General features: G+C 40.0%; 28 protein-coding genes and 2 pseudogenes (1 of these 30 cut by a window edge). 9 read left to right on the forward strand and 21 right to left on the reverse strand.

Annotated features, from left to right (window positions below):
• Positions 1–626, forward strand: partial view of an MgtC/SapB family protein gene (locus NSQ23_RS13225; protein WP_004892274.1) — the 3' portion only. Its footprint begins 52 nt before the window's first position; 626 of the gene's 678 nt are visible here — the last part of the coding sequence; the start codon falls outside the window, past its left edge; its stop codon occupies positions 624–626.
• Positions 627–919: 293 nt separating this feature from the next.
• Here NSQ23_RS13225 and NSQ23_RS13230 read toward each other — a convergent pair whose 3' ends face one another.
• From NSQ23_RS13230 to NSQ23_RS13245, 4 genes and pseudogenes are all read right to left on the reverse strand, one after another.
• On the reverse strand, positions 920–2,257 hold the full coding sequence (locus NSQ23_RS13230; RefSeq protein ID WP_339171244.1) for a hemolysin family protein: 1,338 nt from the start codon (positions 2,255–2,257) through the stop codon (positions 920–922).
• Positions 2,258–2,338: 81 nt separating this feature from the next.
• The gene (locus NSQ23_RS13235; protein WP_192948490.1) at positions 2,339–2,809 is read right to left on the reverse strand and encodes a MerR family transcriptional regulator; all 471 of its coding nucleotides are present in this window, start codon (positions 2,807–2,809) and stop codon (positions 2,339–2,341) included.
• A 254-nt stretch (positions 2,810–3,063) separates the two neighbouring features.
• Positions 3,064–3,288 (reverse strand): annotated as a pseudogene (locus NSQ23_RS13240) (transposase); the annotation flags it as partial.
• Positions 3,289–3,483: 195 nt separating this feature from the next.
• The gene (locus tag NSQ23_RS13245) at positions 3,484–3,663 is read right to left on the reverse strand and encodes an H-type small acid-soluble spore protein (protein WP_035018897.1); all 180 of its coding nucleotides are present in this window, start codon (positions 3,661–3,663) and stop codon (positions 3,484–3,486) included.
• A 101-nt stretch (positions 3,664–3,764) separates the two neighbouring features.
• Here NSQ23_RS13245 and NSQ23_RS13250 point away from each other — a divergent pair, with 101 nt between their 5' ends.
• A complete protein-coding gene (locus NSQ23_RS13250) occupies positions 3,765–4,733 on the forward strand; it encodes a potassium channel protein (protein ID WP_004892284.1) in 969 nt (322 codons plus the stop codon).
• Here the strand turns inward: NSQ23_RS13250 and NSQ23_RS13255 are convergent.
• The 3 genes from NSQ23_RS13255 to NSQ23_RS13265 all read right to left on the reverse strand — a co-directional run bounded on the left by NSQ23_RS13255 (position 4,725) and on the right by NSQ23_RS13265 (position 7,830).
• The gene (locus NSQ23_RS13255) at positions 4,725–5,129 is read right to left on the reverse strand and encodes a YugN-like family protein (RefSeq protein WP_004892286.1); all 405 of its coding nucleotides are present in this window, start codon (positions 5,127–5,129) and stop codon (positions 4,725–4,727) included. The two genes, NSQ23_RS13250 and NSQ23_RS13255, sit on opposite strands and share 9 nt — an antisense overlap.
• Before the next feature lie 80 nt (positions 5,130–5,209).
• Positions 5,210–6,559, reverse strand: coding sequence for a glucose-6-phosphate isomerase (locus NSQ23_RS13260; RefSeq protein WP_339174421.1), 1,350 nt, complete (start codon positions 6,557–6,559; stop codon positions 5,210–5,212).
• A gap of 110 nt (positions 6,560–6,669) precedes the next feature.
• A complete protein-coding gene (locus tag NSQ23_RS13265) occupies positions 6,670–7,830 on the reverse strand; it encodes an iron-containing alcohol dehydrogenase (RefSeq protein ID WP_339171249.1) in 1,161 nt (386 codons plus the stop codon).
• Between the two features lie 142 nt (positions 7,831–7,972).
• Between NSQ23_RS13265 and NSQ23_RS13270 the strand changes: the two genes are divergently transcribed.
• Complete coding sequence (locus NSQ23_RS13270; protein WP_004892293.1) at positions 7,973–8,206, forward strand: DUF378 domain-containing protein; 234 nt, start codon at positions 7,973–7,975, stop codon at positions 8,204–8,206.
• Between the two features lie 9 nt (positions 8,207–8,215).
• Here NSQ23_RS13270 and NSQ23_RS13275 read toward each other — a convergent pair whose 3' ends face one another.
• Entirely contained in the window at positions 8,216–8,560 is a 345-nt protein-coding gene (locus tag NSQ23_RS13275) for a CvfD/Ygs/GSP13 family RNA-binding post-transcriptional regulator (protein WP_004892296.1), read from the reverse strand.
• 130 nt (positions 8,561–8,690) lie between these two features.
• On the opposite strand from NSQ23_RS13275, the gene NSQ23_RS13280 reads away from it, so the two are divergent.
• Entirely contained in the window at positions 8,691–9,056 is a 366-nt protein-coding gene (locus NSQ23_RS13280; RefSeq protein WP_339171254.1) for a helix-turn-helix transcriptional regulator, read from the forward strand.
• Positions 9,057–9,074: 18 nt separating this feature from the next.
• Here NSQ23_RS13280 and NSQ23_RS13285 read toward each other — a convergent pair whose 3' ends face one another.
• The 4 genes from NSQ23_RS13285 to NSQ23_RS13300 form a co-directional block, all read right to left on the reverse strand.
• A complete protein-coding gene (locus NSQ23_RS13285; RefSeq protein WP_339171257.1) occupies positions 9,075–10,241 on the reverse strand; it encodes an aminotransferase in 1,167 nt (388 codons plus the stop codon).
• Positions 10,241–10,741 (reverse strand): Lrp/AsnC family transcriptional regulator, encoded by a 501-nt coding sequence (locus tag NSQ23_RS13290; RefSeq protein WP_237810613.1) that lies wholly within the window; start codon positions 10,739–10,741, stop codon positions 10,241–10,243. Before NSQ23_RS13290 ends, NSQ23_RS13285 begins: the two co-directional genes overlap by 1 nt.
• A 102-nt stretch (positions 10,742–10,843) precedes the next feature.
• A complete protein-coding gene (locus NSQ23_RS13295) occupies positions 10,844–11,356 on the reverse strand; it encodes a superoxide dismutase family protein (protein WP_339171262.1) in 513 nt (170 codons plus the stop codon).
• Positions 11,357–11,409: 53 nt separating this feature from the next.
• Positions 11,410–11,607 carry a hypothetical protein gene (locus NSQ23_RS13300; protein WP_004892308.1) on the reverse strand — a complete coding sequence of 66 codons (198 nt, stop codon included), beginning with the start codon at positions 11,605–11,607 and terminating at the stop codon, positions 11,410–11,412.
• A 138-nt stretch (positions 11,608–11,745) separates the two neighbouring features.
• Here NSQ23_RS13300 and NSQ23_RS13305 point away from each other — a divergent pair, with 138 nt between their 5' ends.
• Together NSQ23_RS13305 and NSQ23_RS13310 are read left to right on the forward strand one after the other, a co-directional pair.
• Positions 11,746–13,071 (forward strand): ArsB/NhaD family transporter, encoded by a 1,326-nt coding sequence (locus NSQ23_RS13305; protein WP_339171267.1) that lies wholly within the window; start codon positions 11,746–11,748, stop codon positions 13,069–13,071.
• A gap of 63 nt (positions 13,072–13,134) precedes the next feature.
• A complete protein-coding gene (locus NSQ23_RS13310; RefSeq protein WP_339171270.1) occupies positions 13,135–13,431 on the forward strand; it encodes a hypothetical protein in 297 nt (98 codons plus the stop codon).
• Here the strand turns inward: NSQ23_RS13310 and NSQ23_RS13315 are convergent.
• On the reverse strand, positions 13,419–13,568 hold the full coding sequence (locus NSQ23_RS13315) for a hypothetical protein (protein WP_339171273.1): 150 nt from the start codon (positions 13,566–13,568) through the stop codon (positions 13,419–13,421). The two genes, NSQ23_RS13310 and NSQ23_RS13315, sit on opposite strands and share 13 nt — an antisense overlap.
• Before the next feature lie 110 nt (positions 13,569–13,678).
• Between NSQ23_RS13315 and NSQ23_RS13320 the strand changes: the two genes are divergently transcribed.
• Positions 13,679–14,263, forward strand: coding sequence for a biotin transporter BioY (locus NSQ23_RS13320; RefSeq protein WP_339171276.1), 585 nt, complete (start codon positions 13,679–13,681; stop codon positions 14,261–14,263).
• A 20-nt stretch (positions 14,264–14,283) separates the two neighbouring features.
• Here NSQ23_RS13320 and NSQ23_RS13325 read toward each other — a convergent pair whose 3' ends face one another.
• The 4 genes from NSQ23_RS13325 to NSQ23_RS13340 all read right to left on the reverse strand — a co-directional run bounded on the left by NSQ23_RS13325 (position 14,284) and on the right by NSQ23_RS13340 (position 16,906).
• Positions 14,284–14,985, reverse strand: coding sequence for a 3D domain-containing protein (locus tag NSQ23_RS13325; protein ID WP_339171279.1), 702 nt, complete (start codon positions 14,983–14,985; stop codon positions 14,284–14,286).
• Between the two features lie 90 nt (positions 14,986–15,075).
• On the reverse strand, positions 15,076–15,399 hold the full coding sequence (locus tag NSQ23_RS13330) for a YuiB family protein (RefSeq protein WP_004892319.1): 324 nt from the start codon (positions 15,397–15,399) through the stop codon (positions 15,076–15,078).
• A 57-nt stretch (positions 15,400–15,456) separates the two neighbouring features.
• Positions 15,457–15,585 carry a YuiA family protein gene (locus NSQ23_RS13335; RefSeq protein WP_004892321.1) on the reverse strand — a complete coding sequence of 43 codons (129 nt, stop codon included), beginning with the start codon at positions 15,583–15,585 and terminating at the stop codon, positions 15,457–15,459.
• Between the two features lie 94 nt (positions 15,586–15,679).
• On the reverse strand, positions 15,680–16,906 hold the full coding sequence (locus NSQ23_RS13340; protein WP_339171284.1) for an NAD(P)/FAD-dependent oxidoreductase: 1,227 nt from the start codon (positions 16,904–16,906) through the stop codon (positions 15,680–15,682).
• Positions 16,907–17,198: 292 nt separating this feature from the next.
• Between NSQ23_RS13340 and NSQ23_RS13345 the strand changes: the two genes are divergently transcribed.
• Positions 17,199–18,194 carry an NAD(P)/FAD-dependent oxidoreductase gene (locus NSQ23_RS13345; RefSeq protein WP_339171287.1) on the forward strand — a complete coding sequence of 332 codons (996 nt, stop codon included), beginning with the start codon at positions 17,199–17,201 and terminating at the stop codon, positions 18,192–18,194.
• 15 nt (positions 18,195–18,209) lie between these two features.
• On the opposite strand, the gene NSQ23_RS13350 is transcribed toward NSQ23_RS13345, so the two are convergent.
• From NSQ23_RS13350 to dapF, 3 genes are read right to left on the reverse strand one after another with little or no spacing between them, the layout of a single operon-like run.
• Entirely contained in the window at positions 18,210–18,545 is a 336-nt protein-coding gene (locus NSQ23_RS13350; protein WP_339171290.1) for a LapA family protein, read from the reverse strand.
• Entirely contained in the window at positions 18,539–18,901 is a 363-nt protein-coding gene (locus tag NSQ23_RS13355; protein ID WP_339171293.1) for an iron-sulfur cluster assembly accessory protein, read from the reverse strand. Before NSQ23_RS13355 ends, NSQ23_RS13350 begins: the two co-directional genes overlap by 7 nt.
• Positions 18,902–18,917: 16 nt before the next feature.
• Positions 18,918–19,772 (reverse strand): diaminopimelate epimerase, encoded by an 855-nt coding sequence (gene dapF, locus NSQ23_RS13360; protein WP_004892332.1) that lies wholly within the window; start codon positions 19,770–19,772, stop codon positions 18,918–18,920.
• 146 nt (positions 19,773–19,918) lie between these two features.
• Between dapF and NSQ23_RS13365 the strand changes: the two are divergent.
• Positions 19,919–20,328 (forward strand): annotated as a pseudogene (locus NSQ23_RS13365) (DUF2225 domain-containing protein); the annotation flags it as partial.
• A 12-nt stretch (positions 20,329–20,340) separates the two neighbouring features.
• On the opposite strand, the gene NSQ23_RS13370 reads toward NSQ23_RS13365, so the two are convergent.
• Positions 20,341–20,580, reverse strand: a complete 240-nt coding sequence (locus tag NSQ23_RS13370) for a YuzB family protein (RefSeq protein ID WP_006322168.1) — start codon at positions 20,578–20,580, stop codon at positions 20,341–20,343.
• Between the last annotated feature and the right edge of the window lie 71 nt (positions 20,581–20,651).

Genomic DNA, 20,651 nt, shown 5'->3' on the forward strand with positions numbered 1-20,651 from the left:
TCATTGGCCTAGAACGAGAATTAAAACGAAAGCCGGTCGGCCTTAAAACATGTCTTGTCATTTCGATTGTAAGTTGTTTGTTAACGATCGTTTCGATTGAATCAGCATATACGTTTCCAAAAAGCGATCATATAAATATGGATCCACTTCGCCTCGCTGCACAAATTGTATCTGGCATCGGTTTTCTTGGTGCAGGTGTTATCCTCCGACGCGGAAACGACAGCATTTCAGGTTTAACAACTGCCGCGCTTATTTGGGGAGCAGCCGGCGTTGGAATTGCTGTTGGTGCAAATTTTTATATCGAAGCCATTTTGTGCGTAGCTTTTCTGATCGCTAGCGTTGAGCTCATCCCTCTTGTAACAACCGTCTTCGGACCAAAACAACTGAGAGAAAAAGAACTTTCTGTCAAACTGATTGTATTAGATGCAACAAAAATTTCAGAAGTAATCGACGCTATTAAACAAAAAAATATTCGCATCAAAACTGTGCGCATTAAAGATTTAGACAACGGAAACCACTTTGTTGAGCTAAAGGTATCCGTTGATCAAAAGCAGGCAACGACAGATGTATACGAATTTATTCATCAAATTCCTTCTATTCGGAGCGTCGATATTGAGAATATTTAACTCGAAAGTGATTATCATTTATATTAGTATAATTCACACACGCAACAATCTTGATTATTTACTAGTCCCATGATTGTTAGTCTTGTTTTGTCTCCCAATAGTTTTAAAAATCGAAACGGTGTTATAAAATAATGACTTGTCTTTTTAGAAAAACGAAGGGGCTGCCCAAAAAACCACAGGGTCAGACCCCGCAACACAATATATAGGACATCACGTTGGATAAATGAACGATATATTGTGAAGCTCGCGTGAGGTCAGACCCTTATGAGACAGCCTCTCTTTAATATTAACTGTTATTTTGTTTCCGCTTCTTCTTGTACGGTAAGTAAAGGAGTTTTTACACGCTTCGTGATTTCAACCAATTGGACATGGCGACCTTCCATTTTTAATACCTTAAATTCATAATCACCGTAGGAGAGAATCTCACCTTGTTGAATATCAAATTTCTCCGTTAAAATCCAACCGCCAATCGTATCGACATCGGTATCATCGATATCCGTTCCAAGTAAATCGTTTACCTCTTCAATCAACACTTTTCCATCAACAATGGTAGTATGCTCGTTCACTTTGCGAATCATCGGAACTTCATCAATATCAAACTCATCTTGAATTTCACCGACGATTTCCTCCAATATATCTTCAACCGTCACAAGTCCAGCTGTTCCGCCATATTCGTCAACTAAAATCGCCATATGGACTCGTTCTCGCTGCATTTTTACGAACAAGTCATGAATAGGGATCGATTCAATTACTTGTATGATTGGACGAATATAATCATCTAACTTCTTTTCAATCGCTTGTGGATTTCGAATACAATCCGTTAATATTTCCTTTATGTTCACCATCCCAACGATATGGTCTTTATCGCCGTCTATAACAGGATAGCGTGTATATTTTTCTTTCCTCATAATTTCCAAAATGTCCGCGATTGAATCGTTTTTATCTAATGCGACAATTTCTGTGCGCGGCACCATAATTTCTTTGGCAATCCGATTGTCAAACTCAAAAATATTGTTTACGTATTTATACTCCGACGGATTAATTTCTCCGCTCTTATAACTTTCAGATAAAATAAGCCGCAACTCTTCCTCAGAATGGGCGACTTCGTGTTCGGATGCCGGTCTTAGTCCAAATAATCCGATGATGACACGTGCTGATCCGTTCAATACCCAAATAAACGGATACATGATTTTGTAGAAAAGGATTAAAGGTCTTGAACATAACAACGTAATGGTTTCCGCTTTTTGAATCGCCAATGTTTTAGGCGCTAATTCACCGACAACTACGTGCAAATAGGTAATCGCCACAAACGCAATCACAAAAGAAAGGAGGGATGCTACAGACTCATTCAAATTCATTTGCTCAAATACAGGACGAAGCAAATGTTCCACCGTTGGTTCCCCAAGCCAACCAAGCCCTAGTGCAGTGATGGTGATACCAAGCTGGCAAGCTGATAAATATTCATCTAAATTGCTGATGACTCTTTTTGCAGCCATGGCGCTTCGATTTCCTTCGGCCACGAGCTGATCAATCCGTGTACGGCGCACTTTGACAATGGCAAATTCCGATGCAACAAAAAACGCCGTCAAGGCAATTAAAATGCCAACCATCAGTAAATTAACTATCTCCAATTAAGCTCTCTAACTGCATGCAAACAGCTAGAGAATCCACCTCCTGCTAATTGTATAATATGTTTTTCTTATTCTTCTTCACTATTTCCTTGAAAGAAAATCATATATAAAAGGATTTCCTCCAAGCAATATCCCTAATGAACGTAGCAATGCGTAACCTTGCTGGGTCAATGGTTTTGTCATCATCTTGATCTGTTGTTCATTTAATTGTTTGAGCAACGGCTTTAATTCCAGCACTTCTTCTTGAATATGCTGCATTTGTTCTTGAAGATGCTCAATTTTATCGATAATTTCATTCATCGGAGCAGGCTGTTTTTTCATAAGCTGCAGGCGCTCTCTTATTTCCTCGAGAGTTAAATGCTGTTTCTTTAATGCATGGATTAACTGTAAATGCTCAATACTCTCTTCAGGATAATAGCGATAATTGGTCTCAGAACGAACGGGCTCAAGCAATCCTAACTGCGTATAATAATCAATGGTTCGTTTGGAAACACCAGCTAATTCTGCAAGTTCACCAATTTTAAGCAACTTCCCAACGAACTCACTCCCCATCTATTATTATTCGGTATGTTTAATGAAATTATATAGCAAAAAAAAATATACAGTCAAACGTTATAGTGTTAATTTTTTTATTACAAATCTGTTTCTAGGTACCGTCAAGAATTTTGTGTAATGTAAAATAGATAGGGTATCTCTGAAATAGATTTAGAATAGAGGGGAGACTGGTTTCCTCCACACAAGAGACTGAATATTCAGTCTCTTGTGTAGGAAGGGAGAATCCCCTTATCTCATTTATTTACATTAAGTTAATTGTAACATTCTTCAAACATTCGTTGAAGGGCTTCATGAGCTTCGGAAAATCCTCGTAACTTTCGTCCTGCCCATTTCTCATTAAAATCTTGAATGGTCAAATACACGACTTTTTCAGCAGCTTCTAAACTACTCAAACTGTTCATCGGTTTGAGACGTTTCCGAATCTCCTTGATCGTTCGTTCAATGGCATTGGTCGTGTAAATCACACTTCGAATACTGCAATGCACACCCATCCGTCATATTCACGTAATAAATGCTATTTGCTATACTTTTACTTGAATAAAACACGAAGCTGTTTTTCAAGGATTTTGGGTAGTGTAACTGACAAGCTTGGAAGAGCGTCGTGCTGGCAGCGCGAAGGGATCCCGATATGCTCCATAGAAAAAACCCCTGCCATGCAAGGGTTTTTTCTTTTACTCTTCCGTCAATTCTTCCACTGGAACGGTATGGCGTTCATGTTCCCTCCCACGCATATGTACGGTGGCTGTTCGGTTTGCTTCATCGTACCCATCAATCCAAACAGACTGACCGTGATAACATACACGAATATCATCTGGGGAAGAAACGATTTGCTTGATGCGATTTATATCCAATTTCATTCCCTCCTTTCGTTTATATCGTTTGTTTTTGTAGAAAAAATATGTAAGAAACGAGATTTTCTCGTCTACAATGATAAAAAAAGGAGGGAAAATACATGAGATGGTACGAGTTTCTCGCTTCATATTGGCGGCTTTCTCCGCTCGCACGCATCATACTAACAATTACAACGATCATTTGTTTATTTGGGATTGTCATTCATATCGTGGAGCCACAAACATTTTCAACAACATTTGACGGAATATGGTGGGCGCTCATCACAACTACAACTATCGGTTATGGAGACCTCGTTCCAAAAACTGTCGTTGGTAAAGTTGTCGCCATCGCTCTCATTTCGCTCGGCACCGCGTTCGTCTCAGCTTATTTTGTTACACTATCTGCGAAGGCCATTTCAAAAGAAAACGCTTTATCAGCTGGGGAGCTCCCTTATACAAAAGGTCAACATGTTATTTTAGTTGGTTGGAATGAACGGATTCGCCAATTACTCACGCTTCTACCTCCCCATGTGCCGTGCCTTGTCATCGACGAAACATTACAACGTTGGGATATGCCGAAGCACATTCATTTTATTAAAGGAAATCCGACCCACGATGATGTATGGAAAAAAGCGAACGTTTTCGACGCTCATGCCGTCATCATTACTGCGAACCAACATAAAAATGAAACAGAAGCGGACTTAGCATCTATTGTCACTCTTTTGACAATTAAAGCACTCCACCCCGATGTATATACTGTTGTGGAAGTATTAACAACACCGCAAGTCGATAATGCAAAACGAGCGGGAGCCGATGCAGTTATTGAAACGAATAAATGGATCAGTTTTTTAATGACAAATTGTCTTTCAGCCCCAAATATATTAAACGACATGGAACAATTGAAAAAACATCCGATCAAGCGTTTAACTGTTCACGATGAATGGATCGGCATGTCGTTTCATACATTGCTTACCGAGTTAAACAAGGAAGGACTATTGCTCATCGGCATTGCAAACGAGCAACAAGTAACGATCAATCCACAAGGCCATACAGCCATTCAAAAAACAGATGAGCTCATTGTATTAGTGTAATAACAGATCTTCTACATCTTTGACAAGCATCTTTGCCATCGATACATATTTGTCTGGTACAGTTGCATCGGAGTCTTCTGGTTCGGAAAACTGATTAAACGAAGCGCTTACGTTTCCAACATGCACGTTGTCGTCTAATCCGCGCTGATATTTATGACATAAGACGTATGGGCGTTTCAATTCAACCGTTGCCCCATACGAATCAAGCTGTCCATCTACAGCAACAAATGGAAGACGCAAAAATTGATAGCCGACATCATCTGCCATTTTATAATCAAACGAACCGTGATCATAATCCCAATTTCCACCGATTACGTAACCAAGCGGTTTTAATTGTTGTTCTAACACATTTAACAAAAATGTTTTTCCTTCTAGTCTAGACGGAATTTCAATCATTTGCATCACTCCTCCTTTAATTGTATCATACCCAAAAAAAGAGCTTTCCCTGCGCGCAGGGAAAGCTCTTTTAAATTTAATTATTTCAATCGCTTCTCAAGTTCTGCCTTTTTCTCTTCGTATCCAGGCTTACCAAGAAGGGCAAACATATTTACTTTGTATGCTTCAACACCCGGTTGGTCAAACGGATTGACTCCAAGCAAATATCCGCTCATGGCGCACGCTTTTTCAAAGAAGTAAACGAGATAACCGAATGTATATTCATCTAATCGCGGTAGTGTGACAACTAAGTTTGGCACGCCCCCGTCGGTATGCGCCAACAATGTACCTTCAAACGCTTTTGTGTTGACAAAGTCGACTGTTTTTCCTGCTAAATAATTTAAACCGTCTAAATCGTTATCTTCCGCCTCAATCGTCAACTCATGACGCGGCGTTTCCACTTTTAACACTGTTTCAAACAAATCGCGACGACCTTCTTGCACATATTGTCCTAAAGAGTGAAGATCAGTTGAAAAGTTTGCTGAAGCTGGGAAAATACCTTTTTGATCTTTTCCTTCACTTTCACCAAATAATTGCTTCCACCATTCTGCAAAATATTGTAATGCTGGCTCGTAGTTAATGAGCATTTCAATTGTTTTTCCTTTGTTGTATAGCACGTTACGCACCGCGGCATATTGATAAGCGATATTTTCTTCTAACTCCGATTTGCTGAAATCTTCGCGCGCTTGTGCCGCACCTTTCATCATCGCTTCAATGTCCGCTCCACTTACGGCAATTGGCAATAATCCAACCGCTGTTAAAACGGAGTAGCGTCCACCGACATCATCTGGAATAACAAACGTTTCATATCCTTCTTCCGTTGCTAACGTTTTTAACGCTCCGCGCGCGCGGTCTGTTGTTGCATAAATGCGTTTGCGCGCTTCTTCTTTTCCGTATTTTTCTTCAAGAAGCTTACGGAAAATGCGGAAGGCAATCGCAGGTTCTGTTGTCGTTCCGGATTTTGAAATGACGTTAATCGAAAAATCTTTTCCTTCAAGTAAATCCATCACGTCGCGCATATATGTAGAACTAATGTTGTTACCGACGAAAATAATTTGTGGTGTCTTCCGCTTTTCTGCAGGAAGCGCATTGTAAAACGAGTGTTGCAACATTTCAATCGCTGCACGAGCCCCGAGATAAGAACCACCAATACCGATCACTAATAACACATCAGAGTCTTGTTGAATTTTTTTCGCTGCTTGTTGAATGCGAGCGAATTCTTCTCTGTCATATGCCACAGGAAGATCAATCCATCCTAAAAAATCGTTACCTTGTCCTGTTTTCTCATGAAGTGCATGATGTGCTACTTTTACAGCATCACGCAAATACGTTAGTTCATGTTCACCGAAAAACGACAACGCTTTTGAGTAGTCAAACTGAATATGCGTCATGTACGTTTCCTCCTCAATGATTGTATCCTCTTTCACTTTAGCGAAACAAACAAAGAGAATCAAGTTAGCAAAAACCATGTAAACGGATTCATTATGACATTTTTCGCACTTTATAACGAAGCTTTTAAAATCGCCATAACATCATCGTGTTGTAGCTTTTTAAAATTACCAAATGGGCCGAACGCCATCGCTTTTTCCACTATTATTGGCAATGATTCTTTACCGATATGATAATCTGCTAATCGATTTGGAGCACCTAAGCTATTCCAAAATGCCCGAAGTTTTTCGATTCCTTCTAGCGCAATTTCCCGATCCCCTTTTCCTTCCGAATAAACGTCAAACACGCGAACAGCTAGCTGTTTAAAGCGTTCAACACGTTCATCAAGCACATATTTCATCCAGTTTGGAAATAAAATAGCTAGTCCACCCGCGTGTGGAATATCGTGCACAGCCGATACAGCATGTTCAATGTTATGTGTCGCCCAATCACCACGTAGCCCCATACGCAAAATTCCATTTAAAGCCATCGTTCCACAATATAAAATCGTTTCACGATAGTCGACATTTTGCAGGTCATCCACAAGTTTTGGCGCCGTTTCGATCACCGTTTTCAAAATCGCTTCACACATTCGATCTTGCAGTGGCGTATTTGGGGCATGATGAAAATATTGTTCTAGCACGTGCGACATAATATCAACAATGCCGTATACGGTTTGATCTTTTGGAACAGTTGTTGTATAAACAGGGTCTAAAATTGAAAATTTCGGAAAGACAGCTGGGCTGCTCCAACCGTACTTTTCTTTCGTTTCCCAATTTGTAATGACAGAATTGGCATTCATCTCTGATCCTGTCGCTGCTAACGTCAACACCGTCCCGAGCGGAAGCGCACGTTGAACCGTTATCTTGCGCGAAATAAAATCCCATGCGTCTCCATCGTATAAGGCGCCAGCTGCAATCGCTTTCGCACAATCAATGACGCTTCCACCGCCAACAGCTAAAATAAAATCAACCTTCTCTTCACGACATATGTCAATCCCTTTTTGAACAGTAGATAACCGTGGATTCGGCTCGACACCTGATAACTCCGTCCACTGCTTATTCAATGAGCGAAAAACAGCTACGACATCATCATATACACCGTTTTTCTTAATGCTCCCTCCGCCGTACACCATTAAAATACGCTCATACGGAACAAGCTCTTTCTTTAGTTGTTCAATTTGTCCTTTTCCAAAAATTAATTTTGTTGGGTTGTGAAAAATAAACTGTTCCATTAAAACCCCTCCTTTTTCTTCATTATTTCTAAAATAAACAAATAAGTAAAGAAACTTGCATTTTTTCTTTTTCATTATACATATTTCAAAAATAATTACCCATTCTATAAGTGAATACGATATTTTGCTAAGGAGGATGAACATGAGTACGTTACAACGAATCGCACTATTGCTTACTGTTATTGGAGCGCTTAACTGGGGGCTCATTGGCTTTTTTCGTTTCGATCTTGTGGCAGCCATTTTCGGCGGACAAGCATCGGCATTTGCTCGCATTGTTTATGCTCTTGTTGGAATTGCAGGGCTCATTAATCTCGTACTTCTGTTTAAACCAACGGAAGAGCTCGGACGTACAGAACCAAAAATGTCAAGGACATAAACGAACAACTCACCGATCATTCGGTGAGTTGTATTGTTTTTTCGCTTCTGCAATCCACTTTTCTAGTTGCATTTTCAATGGTTGAAATCCTAAAGGGGTTTCGATATTCATTGTTTCATGATCAACATCTCGTAAAGATAAGCTAATTCGCTTCGTTTTTTCATCAATCGCAATAATTTTTACCCGAACGGACTGCCCGACATCCACATAATCGTAAATATTTCTTACATATCCATCTGTGATTTCTGAAATATGGATGAGTCCTTGTGTTCGTTCATCAAGCGATACAAATATGCCGTACGGCTGTATTCCCGTCACAATACCCGTAACGATCGCACCTTCCTTCCACTCCAAATGAAACACTCCCCGTTTTTTGAAAAATTGTAACATAATTCGCTTAAAAAGTGTTAATTTTGTTCACGAGTATAAATAGGAACATGGTATGATAAACATGTAAATGAAATTGCGAGAGGTGGGAGAATAAATGAGCACAATTGGTGAAAATATTCGCATGTATCGGGAACAGCGAAATATGTCACAACAAGAGTTAGCGATGAAAGTACGTGTAGGGGTAGCAACGATTCAAAAATATGAATCAGGAGAACAAATTCCTGATACACCAACGATTTTAAAACTTTGTACCGCACTTGATGTGCCTGCATCCGAATTGCTAGAACGTGCCGACTTGTCCAATTCCTCCGTGGTCGATCCTGAAATCGAATATTTAATTAAAGAAATTGGCATTAAGCGGGCAAAGCTCATTTTACGGAAAGCAAAAGAATTTAGCGAAGAAGACTTTTTACGCGTCATGCAAATGTTATATGAACTCAAATACAATAAAGAAAGCTGACGATCGTGTCAGCTTTTTTTATAGTCGCTCAAGAAATCGCTTCATGCGCCGAATCGCCTCTTGCAGCTGTTCGAGCGATGATGCATATGAACAACGAATATATCCTTCACCGCTTGCTCCAAACACATGTCCAGGAACAACAGCAACTTTTTCTTCTAATAATAGACGTTCCGCAAACTGCTCTGAGGTCATGCCTGTTGATTGAATGGAAGGGAATGCATAAAATGCTCCTCCCGGCATATGGCAAGTAAGACCGATTTCATTTAATGATTGCACAAAAAAGTTGCGCCGTTGCCGGTAACTTTTTCTCATTTGTTCGACGTCATCCGCTCCGTTTTGCAACGCTTCAATAGCTGCATATTGTGCCATCGTTGGTGCACACATCAACGTATATTGATGAATTTTTAACATCGCCGCCGCCAAATCTTTCGGTGCCGCAATAAAACCTAATCGCCATCCTGTCATCGCAAATCCTTTTGAAAATCCGTTAATTAAAACCGTTCGCTCTCGCATATGGGCAATGGCAGGAAAACTTGTATATTGTTCCTCGTAACATAATTCTGCATAAATTTCATCTGAGATAACAAGCAAATCATGCTTTGCTACGATGCATGCGATTTGTTCCAGTTCTCCCCTATTCAATACCGTTCCTGTCGGGTTGTTCGGCGAACAAATGATTAATGCTTTCGTTTTCGGTGTCACAACTTGTTCAATTTGTTCAGGCTGTAACTTAAACTGATGTTTTCCACTCGTTTGAATTGGAATCGGCACGCCACCAGCTAATGAAACAAGCGGTGCGTATGAGACGAAACTTGGTTCTACAACAATGACTTCATCACCCGGATTCAAAATCGCTCTAAGAGAAACATCAAGCGCTTGACTTGCTCCAACCGTGACAATAATTTCATTTGCCGGATCGTATAGCACTTCGAAACGACGCGCTAAATAATCGCTAATTTCTTTCCTTAACTCCCATAAACCAGCATTTGCTGTATATGACGTATATCCTTGTTCTAACGATAGAATGCAAGCTTCTCGCACACTCCAAGGGGTAATAAAATCCGGCTCACCAACCCCTAATGAAATGACCCCTTCCATGCTCGCTGCTAAATCAAAAAAGCGTCGAATACCAGATGGTTTTAAACGTGATACAGTATCAGATACGTACGTCTTCGTCTTTTGCATCAAGGTGCCACCACGATTCTTCGATCTTGATCACCTTGTTCAAATACGGTGCCATCATGTTTATATTTCTTCAAAATAAAGTGAGTTGTCGTTGAAATAACAGAGTCAAGCGTTGATAATTTTTCAGAAACAAAATGAGCGACCTCAGACATGGAACGCCCTTCAATAACAACAGATAAATCATATGCACCCGACATTAAATAGACAGATTTGACCTCTGGAAAACGATAAATACGTTCTGCTACCTCATCGAATCCAACACCGCGCTTTGGTGTCACTTTTACATCAATCATCGCTGTTACACCTTCATGCCCATCCACTTTCCGCCAATCCACAATAGCTGCGTATTGCACAATGACTTTTGCTTCCTCTAACTTTTTTATCATATGCTCCAATTCCGAAACAGGGAGAGAAAGCATTTTCGCCATTGTCTCAATCGGCAATCGCGCGTTTTTTTCTAACAGTTCAACGATTTCGATTTCTTTTTCAGTTAACTTCATCATGAATCCCCCCTATTATAAATTTTCACACAATTTAGAAAAAAATGCACGTATTTTTTCAAAAAAAGAAGCAAGACGACATCGTTTGCTGATCGCTTGCTGCTACTTCTTTTTTATGACACCACACGCGATTCGCTTGCCTGCATTTCCCGCTGGCTGGGACATGCCATCATCTTTTCCTTCATGGATTACAATCGCCGTTCCGTTTTTTGTAAATAAACCGTTTTTCTCTTCTGATAAATTGACATTCGGAGCCACCAATTGTGCCTTAACTGTTCCATCTTCTTTCACGATTAAATTCGGTAAATCGCCTGCATGCGCCCCCTCCGGATGAAGAAGCCCGTGCTCCTTTCCTTCTGGATTAAAATGTTCCCCTGCTGATTTGAATTCAGGCGGTTCGCATGTTCCTTTGTCGTGAATATGCATCGCATGCTCCCCTGGCGACAGCCCTTTGAGATTAATGTCCAGTTTTACTCCTTTAGATTGTTGAGACATTTTAATCGTTCCAAGCGAGTCTCCATCCTCATTAATTACATTGACATCGACGCTTTTCACTTTCTCTTCCACGCATCCGCTTACAAGCAATAGAAAAAAATATACAATCACTCGATGCACAACAAGCCCTCCAACTACATATTTACGGCTTATTATGCCCTATTTTCATTTATTTAATCTTTCGCTTGTTGTTTTTTCAGCTGCTCTTCAAATTGCTTTGCTTTTTCTTCTTGACGCTTTGAAATTTTTATAATCAACCGCATCGTCAACACCGCAGCGATGAAAAATGCCATAAACGAAATGGCAGCAGGAATGTATTCGGTTTTATCTTCTGGAAAGTACAAAAACAGTCCAAATATGATGTTAGTCATACAATCAACCTTTCCGTATATCGTCTCATCAATCGATTATACCATAAAGGTAATTGTTTCACTTTGTAAAAAGGAATATAATTGGATTCGTAAACAATTCAGCCACTGAAAAACTGCAAAAAGAAAGGAATGACAGACGTGCATGAGACAATAACTCATGAAGTAAGCAACTTTCAATATTATGCGGCTATTGCTATCTTTTTGATTACATACGCCATAATCATTTCAGAAAAAGTTAATCGTGCTGTGATCGCTTTATTAGGTGCTGCTTTTATGATCATTTTTGGCATTGTTGACTTGAACGCAGCGTATACCCATCATATCGAATGGGGGACAATTACGCTTTTAATCGGCATGATGATTCTTGTTAATATTACGAGTAAGTCAGGTTTTTTTCAATATGTAGCAGTCAAAGCCGCAAAAATGGCGAAAGGGAGTCCGATTAACATTTTAGTCATTTTATCATTACTGACAGCTACCCTTTCCGCCTTTCTCGACAATGTCACAACGGTATTACTCGTTGTCCCGGTGACATTTTCCATTACACGCATGTTAGAAGTAGACCCTGTTCCATTTTTAATTTCTCAAGTGCTTTTTTCGAACATCGGAGGAACAGCGACGTTAATCGGAGATCCACCGAACATTATGATCGGCTCTGCAAATAAACATTTAACATTTAACGATTTTTTATTTAATTTAGGTCCTGTCATTTTAATTATCGAGCTAGTCATTGTCGCGATTTTGTACGTGGTTTATCGCAAACGTCTTCAATCAAACGCAGCGCTCATCGCACAGCTCATGAAAATTGATGAAAGACAATATATTAAAGATGCGGTGCTATTAAAAAAGTCCGTTACTATCCTTGGATTAACCATTTTAGGATTTACGCTTCATTCGGTGATTCATGTGGATGCAGCGGTCATTGCGATGATCGGAGCCGTTCTTTTAATGCTCATCGGCGTAAAAGAACATGATTTAGAAGAAGTATTTGCTTCTATCGAATGGACAACTATTTTCTTCTTTGTTGGATTGTTTACGCTCGTTGGCGGGCTCGTCGATATTGGGCTCATTAAAAGTTTGGCAGAAAAAGCATTAGAAATTACCGGTGGCGATATTCATGCCGCGTCTTACTTAATTCTTTGGGTATCTGGAATCGCATCAGCAACCATTGACAACATCCCTTTTGTTGCGACGATGATTCCACTCATTCAAGACATGGCAGTCGGTATGGGGTTGTCTCCGGATTCAGCACAAATTGACGTTCTATGGTGGGCTTTAGCGCTTGGCGCTTGCTTAGGTGGAAATGGAACATTAATTGGGGCATCTGCGAACGTCATCGTTGCAGGCATGGCTTCACGTGAAGGACATGGATTTAGCTACTTTGATTTTCTTAAAATCGGGGCACCGCTCACGCTCATTTCTTTACTTATTTCACACGCTTATATTTTCATCCGTTACTTATAAAAACGCTCGCCTTTGAGCGTTTTTTTCTTTTTATCATATACTGCTTGCAAGGAGGGAAAAAAGATGTATCCAAATGTTGATATTACGCAATTTACACAATCAGCAAAAGCTGTGCAAAAGCTGTTAAAAGAGGCAACTGCTATTTCTGCAAAAATTGGAAACGATCCAGTTTTCGCAAAACAATTAATGGAAAAAGCACAACAATCGAAACAAGAAGAAGTGCAGAAGCAACTACAATCCATTGGTGTGGAATCAGAAATGAAAATCTCTTTTAATCCAAATACGATCCATATTACGCTTTCTCCAAAAAAAGGCGAGTCGCCGTGCTGTCAACTCACCTTTTTTCTTTACTGGCGATAATTCGGTGCCGCCATTTGTTTTTCACCAATATGTGCTGCATCGCGCAAATCATGTCCGTCATCTGTTTCACTCACATGAATGATATCTTCTTTCGCCCCTAATCGATTTGCGCGAAGCAATTGTTCTTCTTCTTTCATTGTCACCCCTCCATACCGTTATATTGTACAAGTACATGTCACTTATGTATTGACGTTTTTTGTTTTATCGGCTACGATTTTGTTAACAATTAAAATAAGGAGGTTAACAAATGAAAGCGAAAGATTTAACATTTATCGCCATGTTTGCCGCGCTTATGGCGATTGGAGCAAACATTACATCGTGGGCACCTTTTCTTGTCATCGGAGGGGTTCCTATTACGCTACAAACGTTTTTTTGCGTATTAGCCGGCGCCATTCTCGGAGCAAAACGCGGCGCGATGGCAATGACAGTGTATATGCTCATTGGACTGTTCGGTGCGCCTGTTTTCGCCCGTTTTAACGGAGGGTTCTCGATAGTCGTTGCTCCAACATTTGGCTTTATTCTTTCTTTTATTCTTGCCGCTTACGTTACTGGCTTATTGGTTGAAAAAAGTGCAAACCGTTCGATAGCGCGTTTTATCACCGCAACAATCGTCGGTATGATCATTAACTATGTTGTAGGAACGAATTGGATGTACATGGCATATAAGTTATGGGCTGAAGCACCAGAAGGCTTTTCATACACAATGGCTTGGAGCTGGATGCTCGTTCCACTTCCAAAAGATATCATTTTATCAGTTGTTGCTGGTGTCATCGCACCACGCATTTACAAAGCGCTAAACGAACACCAAACATATAACGAAAGCGTTGCATAACAAAGAAAAAGGAAGTTCGGTTATAGCCCGACTTCCTTTTTCTTTATATATTGTTGTCGAAACACTTGCATCGATTCGTTTTCGTTCAGTGCGATCATCTCTTGCTCCGATAATGTCCCATCTCCGCGTTTGACGACATATACGTTTACTTTTTTCTTTCCCCAATGTTTATACACATCATCTACTGTTTCATAGTATAAATCAATTTTATGACCTTTAATCGCTGATCCTGTATCTGCAACAACACCATATCCGTATCCTGGGATAAATAAAATCGTTCCAATCGGAAAAACTTTCAAATCTGCTGCGATCGTTGAGTACAAATCACGTTTTACACGTACACCCGAATATGTAATGCCATAACTCGGGTGATCGGGCGTTTTTCCTGTTGACTCCACTCCCGCTGTATATCCTGTCGCTACAACAGTAACAGATGGATACTGTGACCAGTCAAACGCTTCTTCTAGCGTCAACGATTCGTTTGTCGTCTGCTGTGACGAAAGTTGAGTCACTTGTTTTTCGTGTTTACGAAAACGATCAGCTACGTACTCATACGTATCTGATGAAAATAATGATTTAAACGAGAAAAAAGAAAAACGTGAAGGTGAAAACCAATCAGATAACATTTTCGCTTCAACGCCCGATATCGATTGAAATGTCGTCATGAACGCACATAGAAACAATACAACCATGGTCGTTCTTCTTAACCATTTTATACCCATTTATTCACTCCTCCCACGGTTGTATTTCTTTCCAACATTCAAAAAAAATATACATTAGCTACAAAAAAAAACCTCCACGATTGTGAAGGCTTAAAACATTCGATATCCTTTTTTTCTCAGCGTCTGGATAACGACACCTGAGACAATAGCACCAACAATACCGCTACTTAAAATAATTAAATCGGCGCTTGCTAATGATTCGATTCGCTCTTTCACATGAGCGAGCGAAGCGGATGGACTTGTCACGTAGTCCATTACAGAAATTTTATCAATCCACAATAACAAAACAAATGGACTTAATATCGCCATCGTCCACGTCGTCCGCAAAATCATGTTTAATAAAAAACCAATACCAAAAAATAAAACGAAAAATAATAAAACAGAAATGAGTAGAACCGGAATGCTCATCTCCATACGTTTTCACCTCCAATACACCATTTTAAGTGTACTGAAAGCGAAAACATCAGTCAATTATTGCTTGATCACCATTTCATCTTTTTCTACTCCTGTCCCTTCACAATAATGGCATGTTTCCGAGCCACCGACCGCTACATGAACATAACCGTTCCCTGCACAATATTGACACGTTGTTTTATTCATAACTACCTCTCCTTTTTCTTAATTTTCAGATAATTATACATAAAAACAAATGATTTGTAAAGAAAAAACGAGCGAAAAATTGCTTCGCTCGTTTTTATAGTAATTTAAATTTTCCCTTTTTCGCAACGAGTGTTGGGCCACCGATTAAGTAAAGCGCACGGTTGTCAATCACTTTTTTCATCACACTTGCCTTTGTGCCCCAAATTTTCTTACCGAACACAACCCCGATGGCATCATCGTGACCAAGCGAACATACTGTTCCTTTTAAGTCTGGTTTAAACGGCTGTAGTTCACCCTGCCCACGAATTAATACAGCTAAGTTTTTCGCACAAACTTCTCCTTGTTGCATCGCAATTTGCGCTGTTGGAGGATACGGACGATTCGTTTCTTCGTTAATGATTAACGCACAGTCCCCAACAACAAACACATCTTCATGGCCTGGCGCACGCAAGAACGGATCAACTTTCACGCGACCGCGCATCGCTTCAAAGCCAGATTCATCAATAACGCGGCTTCCACGTACTCCAGCCGCCCATACAACTGTTCCTGCTTTAATTTCTTCAACTTGGTCATCTTTGCTAACGATAATGCCTTCTGGTGTGCACTCTTTAATCGCCGTGCCGATTTTAAACTCCACACCTTTTTTCTCAAGCACATTTACCGCATATTCAACAAGCTCTGGATCAAAGCCAGGAAGAACCGTTGGCGCCGCTTCCACACAGATGATGCGCACTTTATTTGGATCCACATCATACTCACGGCAAAGTTCTGGCACGCGGTTTACGAGTTCCCCTAAAAATTCGATACCTGTAAACCCTGCACCACCAACTACAATCGTCAAACGCTCATCACGTTTTTCTTCTTCTGTGCTATATGTCGCAAACTGATACTCAATATGTTCGCGAATTTGACGAGCTGCGTTAACGTTGGCAATTGAAAAAGCATATTCTTTTAGTCCTTTAATGCCAAACGTTTCAGATTCAAATCCAAGCGCAACAACTAAATAATCATATGTTAATGGCTCATGATTTTGAAGCAACACTTGTTTTTCTTCAAGGTTGATTTTTTCAACCGTATCTTGAATGAATTTTACTTTGCTTTGGTCGATGACGTCAGCAATCGCATAGCGAACGCGCTCATGATGTAACGTTCCTGCTGCCGCCTCATGCAACCAAGTTGACTCGTAATGATAATCATGTTTGTTGACAAGCGTAATGCTTGCTTCGTTGACGCCAATCATTTTTTGTAAACGCGTTACTGTCATCAATCCACCATAACCTGCACCTAATACAACAACATTTGGCTTCTTCAAGCGAATCACTTCCACCTTTTCTTATTTTTTTAGCTTGCGCTTTTTGAACGATTTTTATCGCTTAGAAAGTTTGTGAATTTATTCACGAAATAGACCAAAAAAATACAACGTTTTGTAACAAAGTTGTCATTTCTACGTTAACATCTTATTCTTTTTTTCACTCTTTTTCAAGAGTTATTTGTTCAATTTTTAGTCATAATTTTTATCGAGTTCATGTCGAAATTTTCAAAACAACAAAAGCGTTTACCCATTTTTTATGGTATGATAATACATGAAAATTTGCGTTTTAGGAGGAAAGAACGTGAAAGAAGATCAAAAATTATACGATATTACCATTATTGGTGGTGGTCCTGTCGGCATGTTTACAGCGTTTTACGGCGGCATGCGTCAAGCGAGCGTCAAAATTATCGAAAGTCTTCCGCAACTCGGTGGACAACTTTCCGCGCTTTACCCAGAAAAATACATATATGATGTGGCAGGTTTCCCGAAAATTCGCGCCCAACAACTAATCGACAACTTAAAGGAGCAAATGAGCAAATTTAACCCAACCGTTTGCTTAGAACAGTCTGTCGAGAAGTTAGAAAAACTGGAGGATGGGACATTTAAACTAACGACAAATAAAGAAATTCATTATTCAAAAGCGGTCATCATTACTGCTGGAAACGGCGCATTTCAGCCTCGCCGATTAGAGCTCGAAAGCGCGACACAATACGAAGGTAAAAACTTACATTACTTCGTTGACGATTTGAATAAATTTGCCGGTCAAAATGTGCTCGTATGCGGTGGTGGTGACTCTGCAGTTGACTGGGCGCTTATGCTTGAGCCAATCGCTAAAAAAGTAACGATTGTGCATCGCCGTGATAAATTCCGTGCCCATGAACATAGCGTCGAAAATTTAATGAACTCATCTGTTGATGTAAAAACACCGTTCGTTCCTGTTGAATTGATCGGAGATGAAAACGGTATCAAACAGGTTGTTCTAGAAGAAGTCAAAACAAAAACGCGCGAAACGATTGACGTTGACGCAGTCATTGTCAACTACGGGTTCATTTCATCGCTCGGACCAATTAAAGAATGGGGCTTAGAGATCGAGAAAAACTCTATTAAAGTGAATTCCAAAATGGAAACAAACATTCCAGGTGTGTATGCAGCAGGCGATATTTGCACATACGAAGGAAAAGTGAAATTAATTGCTTGCGGATTTGGTGAAGCACCAACAGCGGTCAACAATGCGAAATCATACATCGATCCAAACGCAAAAGTACAACCACTTCATTCCACATCGATGTTTGAATAATTCGAAGCCCCTCTCTTAAGAGAGGGGCTTCGAATGATCATTTTCATTCACCACATTTTCAATCGTGGCAGCTACTTCCTCATTCGGTAGAGAGGCTCGCAACTGCTCCATTTCTTTTTCTAACTTTTTTGTATAATTTCGCATCTTTACAAACTTCCATCCACCAACGAGAAAAACGATGCATGCACCAACTGTAACAGAACCTAAAATAACAATCACTAATGGTGTTTCAAAATAACCGACAATATAGTTCACTTTCACGTTTTGGATATTCGCAATAGAAAATAACGCTACAATTAGTGCAAACCCAAGAGCGAAGATGATATTCCTCTGCCCTTTCATATTTAACATTCCTCCGGCGTACCAGCATGAGTTGCTGTGCGGAACGATGAACCGCAACCACATGAAGCAATAGCGTTCGGATTATGAATCGTAAATCCGCCACCCATCGCTCCTTGTTCATAATCAATCGTCGTTCCTTTTAATACAAGTGCACTTTCTTTATCGATTAATATGCGCAAACCGTTTTGTTCAAACTCATGATCGTCCTCACGTTTATTGTGTTCAAATCCCATCGCATAAGATAATCCGCTACACCCTCCACCGTACACACCGACACGAAAATAAGCGTGTTCTTCTCCGCTTTCTTTCATCATCTGTTTCACTTGCTTCACTGCTTTTTCGGTTAACAAAACGATTTGTTCCATTCGATCTCACTCCTTTTTAATAGTAGTATACACCTATACAAATAGTTTCGGCTGCTCCACGCATCAACACATCACCATTTTCTTTCCACGTAATGTACAAATCTCCACCAGCTAAATGAACAACCGTTTCTTCGTTTCGCTTCGTTTTTCCGTTTAATACGGATGCCACAACCGCTGCACAAGCCCCTGTTCCGCACGCTTGCGTCACACCGGAACCTCTCTCCCACACACGAAAATGAAGTTCGCGGTCGTTCACCACTTCTACAAACTCTACATTAATTCCTTCTGGAAAACGCTCATCTTTTTCAACAATCGGTCCAAGAGAAGTGACGGGAGCATCTTCGATTTGATCCACATAAAACACAGCATGAGGATTCCCCATCGATACACCTGTCATATAATACGTATGCCCTTCAAATTCGATCGGTTCACTAACGACAATATCATCCTCTTTTCCTATCATCGGTATTTCAGCGCGGGATAAACGAGGTTTTCCCATATTTACTTCTACACTATTGACCTTCCCATCTTCAACAAACACACGAGCTTCTACAAGACCTGATAACGTTTCAATGAGAAATTGTTCCTCCTGAACAATTCCGTGTTCATATGCATATTTCGCTACACACCTCAACCCGTTGCCACAGTTTTTCCCTTCCGATCCATCGCTATTAAAAATACGCATTTTCACTGGAGCTACATCGGACGGACAAATTAAAATGAGTCCATCCGAACCGATTCCTGTGTGCACATTTGACACACGTTTTGCGATATATGATAATTCTTCTTCTGCTAAACACTCTTTAAACATATTTACGTAAATGTAACTATTTCCCAGACCGTGCATTTTCGTAAATGAAAAACTTCTCATTACTTCCCCTCCGCATACATCTTTAATAACACTATACATCGTCATCATAACCGTGACAACTTTTTTACAAATACATAAAAAGTCACAGGCAACACGAACAGCGTATAGTATAATATGACTATCAACTATACGAGGTAGGGAACATAATGGATGTCTTATACGATCGTACCGTTACGTGTCTTGTTTGTAAACAAACGTATACAACGAAAAAAGTTCGTTCACGTTTCATCCGCCCGGTCCAACACGATACGGACTTTTGTTCATATATGCTAGCGAAGAAGCGAATCCGCTTTTATATTACGTCCATGTTTGTCCACACTGTGGATTTGCGGCAACAGAGGAATTTTCAACAGAAACGGATGATTTTATTTATACACATATGTCAGAAGTGCGTTTATTGTATTTAATCGGCGAATTGTACCGCAGGCTAGGAAAAGAAAAACAAGCGATTATTTACTTTTCACGTGTGATCGCACGAAAAAAAGAGACAATCGAAAAGGGAATCGTCAACATGGCTTACGACCGTTGGCAAGAAATTCGCGAAGAAAAAAAGGGGCACAATAGCCCCCTAAAACATGGGATTTTCCTCAATATATGCATAAACTCGTTCGACAAGTTGATCCGCATTCTCTGCTGTGACAATATCCCCATTTACCATCGCAAACAACGTATTGGCACATTTCCCACAATACCCTAAACACCCATATTCGATAATATCTAAATTTGGATCTTTTTCAAGTTGCTCTAGCGCACGTTGTGACCCATTTGCTAAATTGCTTATACAAAATTCAACAATCGGTCTTAACACTATATTCACCCCAATCTCACTATTGTAACACTTTCATAAAAAATGATGTAATATTACTGTCAAAAAAACAC

Origin of the sequence: Anoxybacillus sp. FSL W8-1294 (assembly GCF_037965005.1) — a bacterium.
In the GTDB taxonomy this organism is placed as follows: Bacteria; Bacillota; Bacilli; order Bacillales; family Anoxybacillaceae; genus Anoxybacillus; species Anoxybacillus flavithermus_G.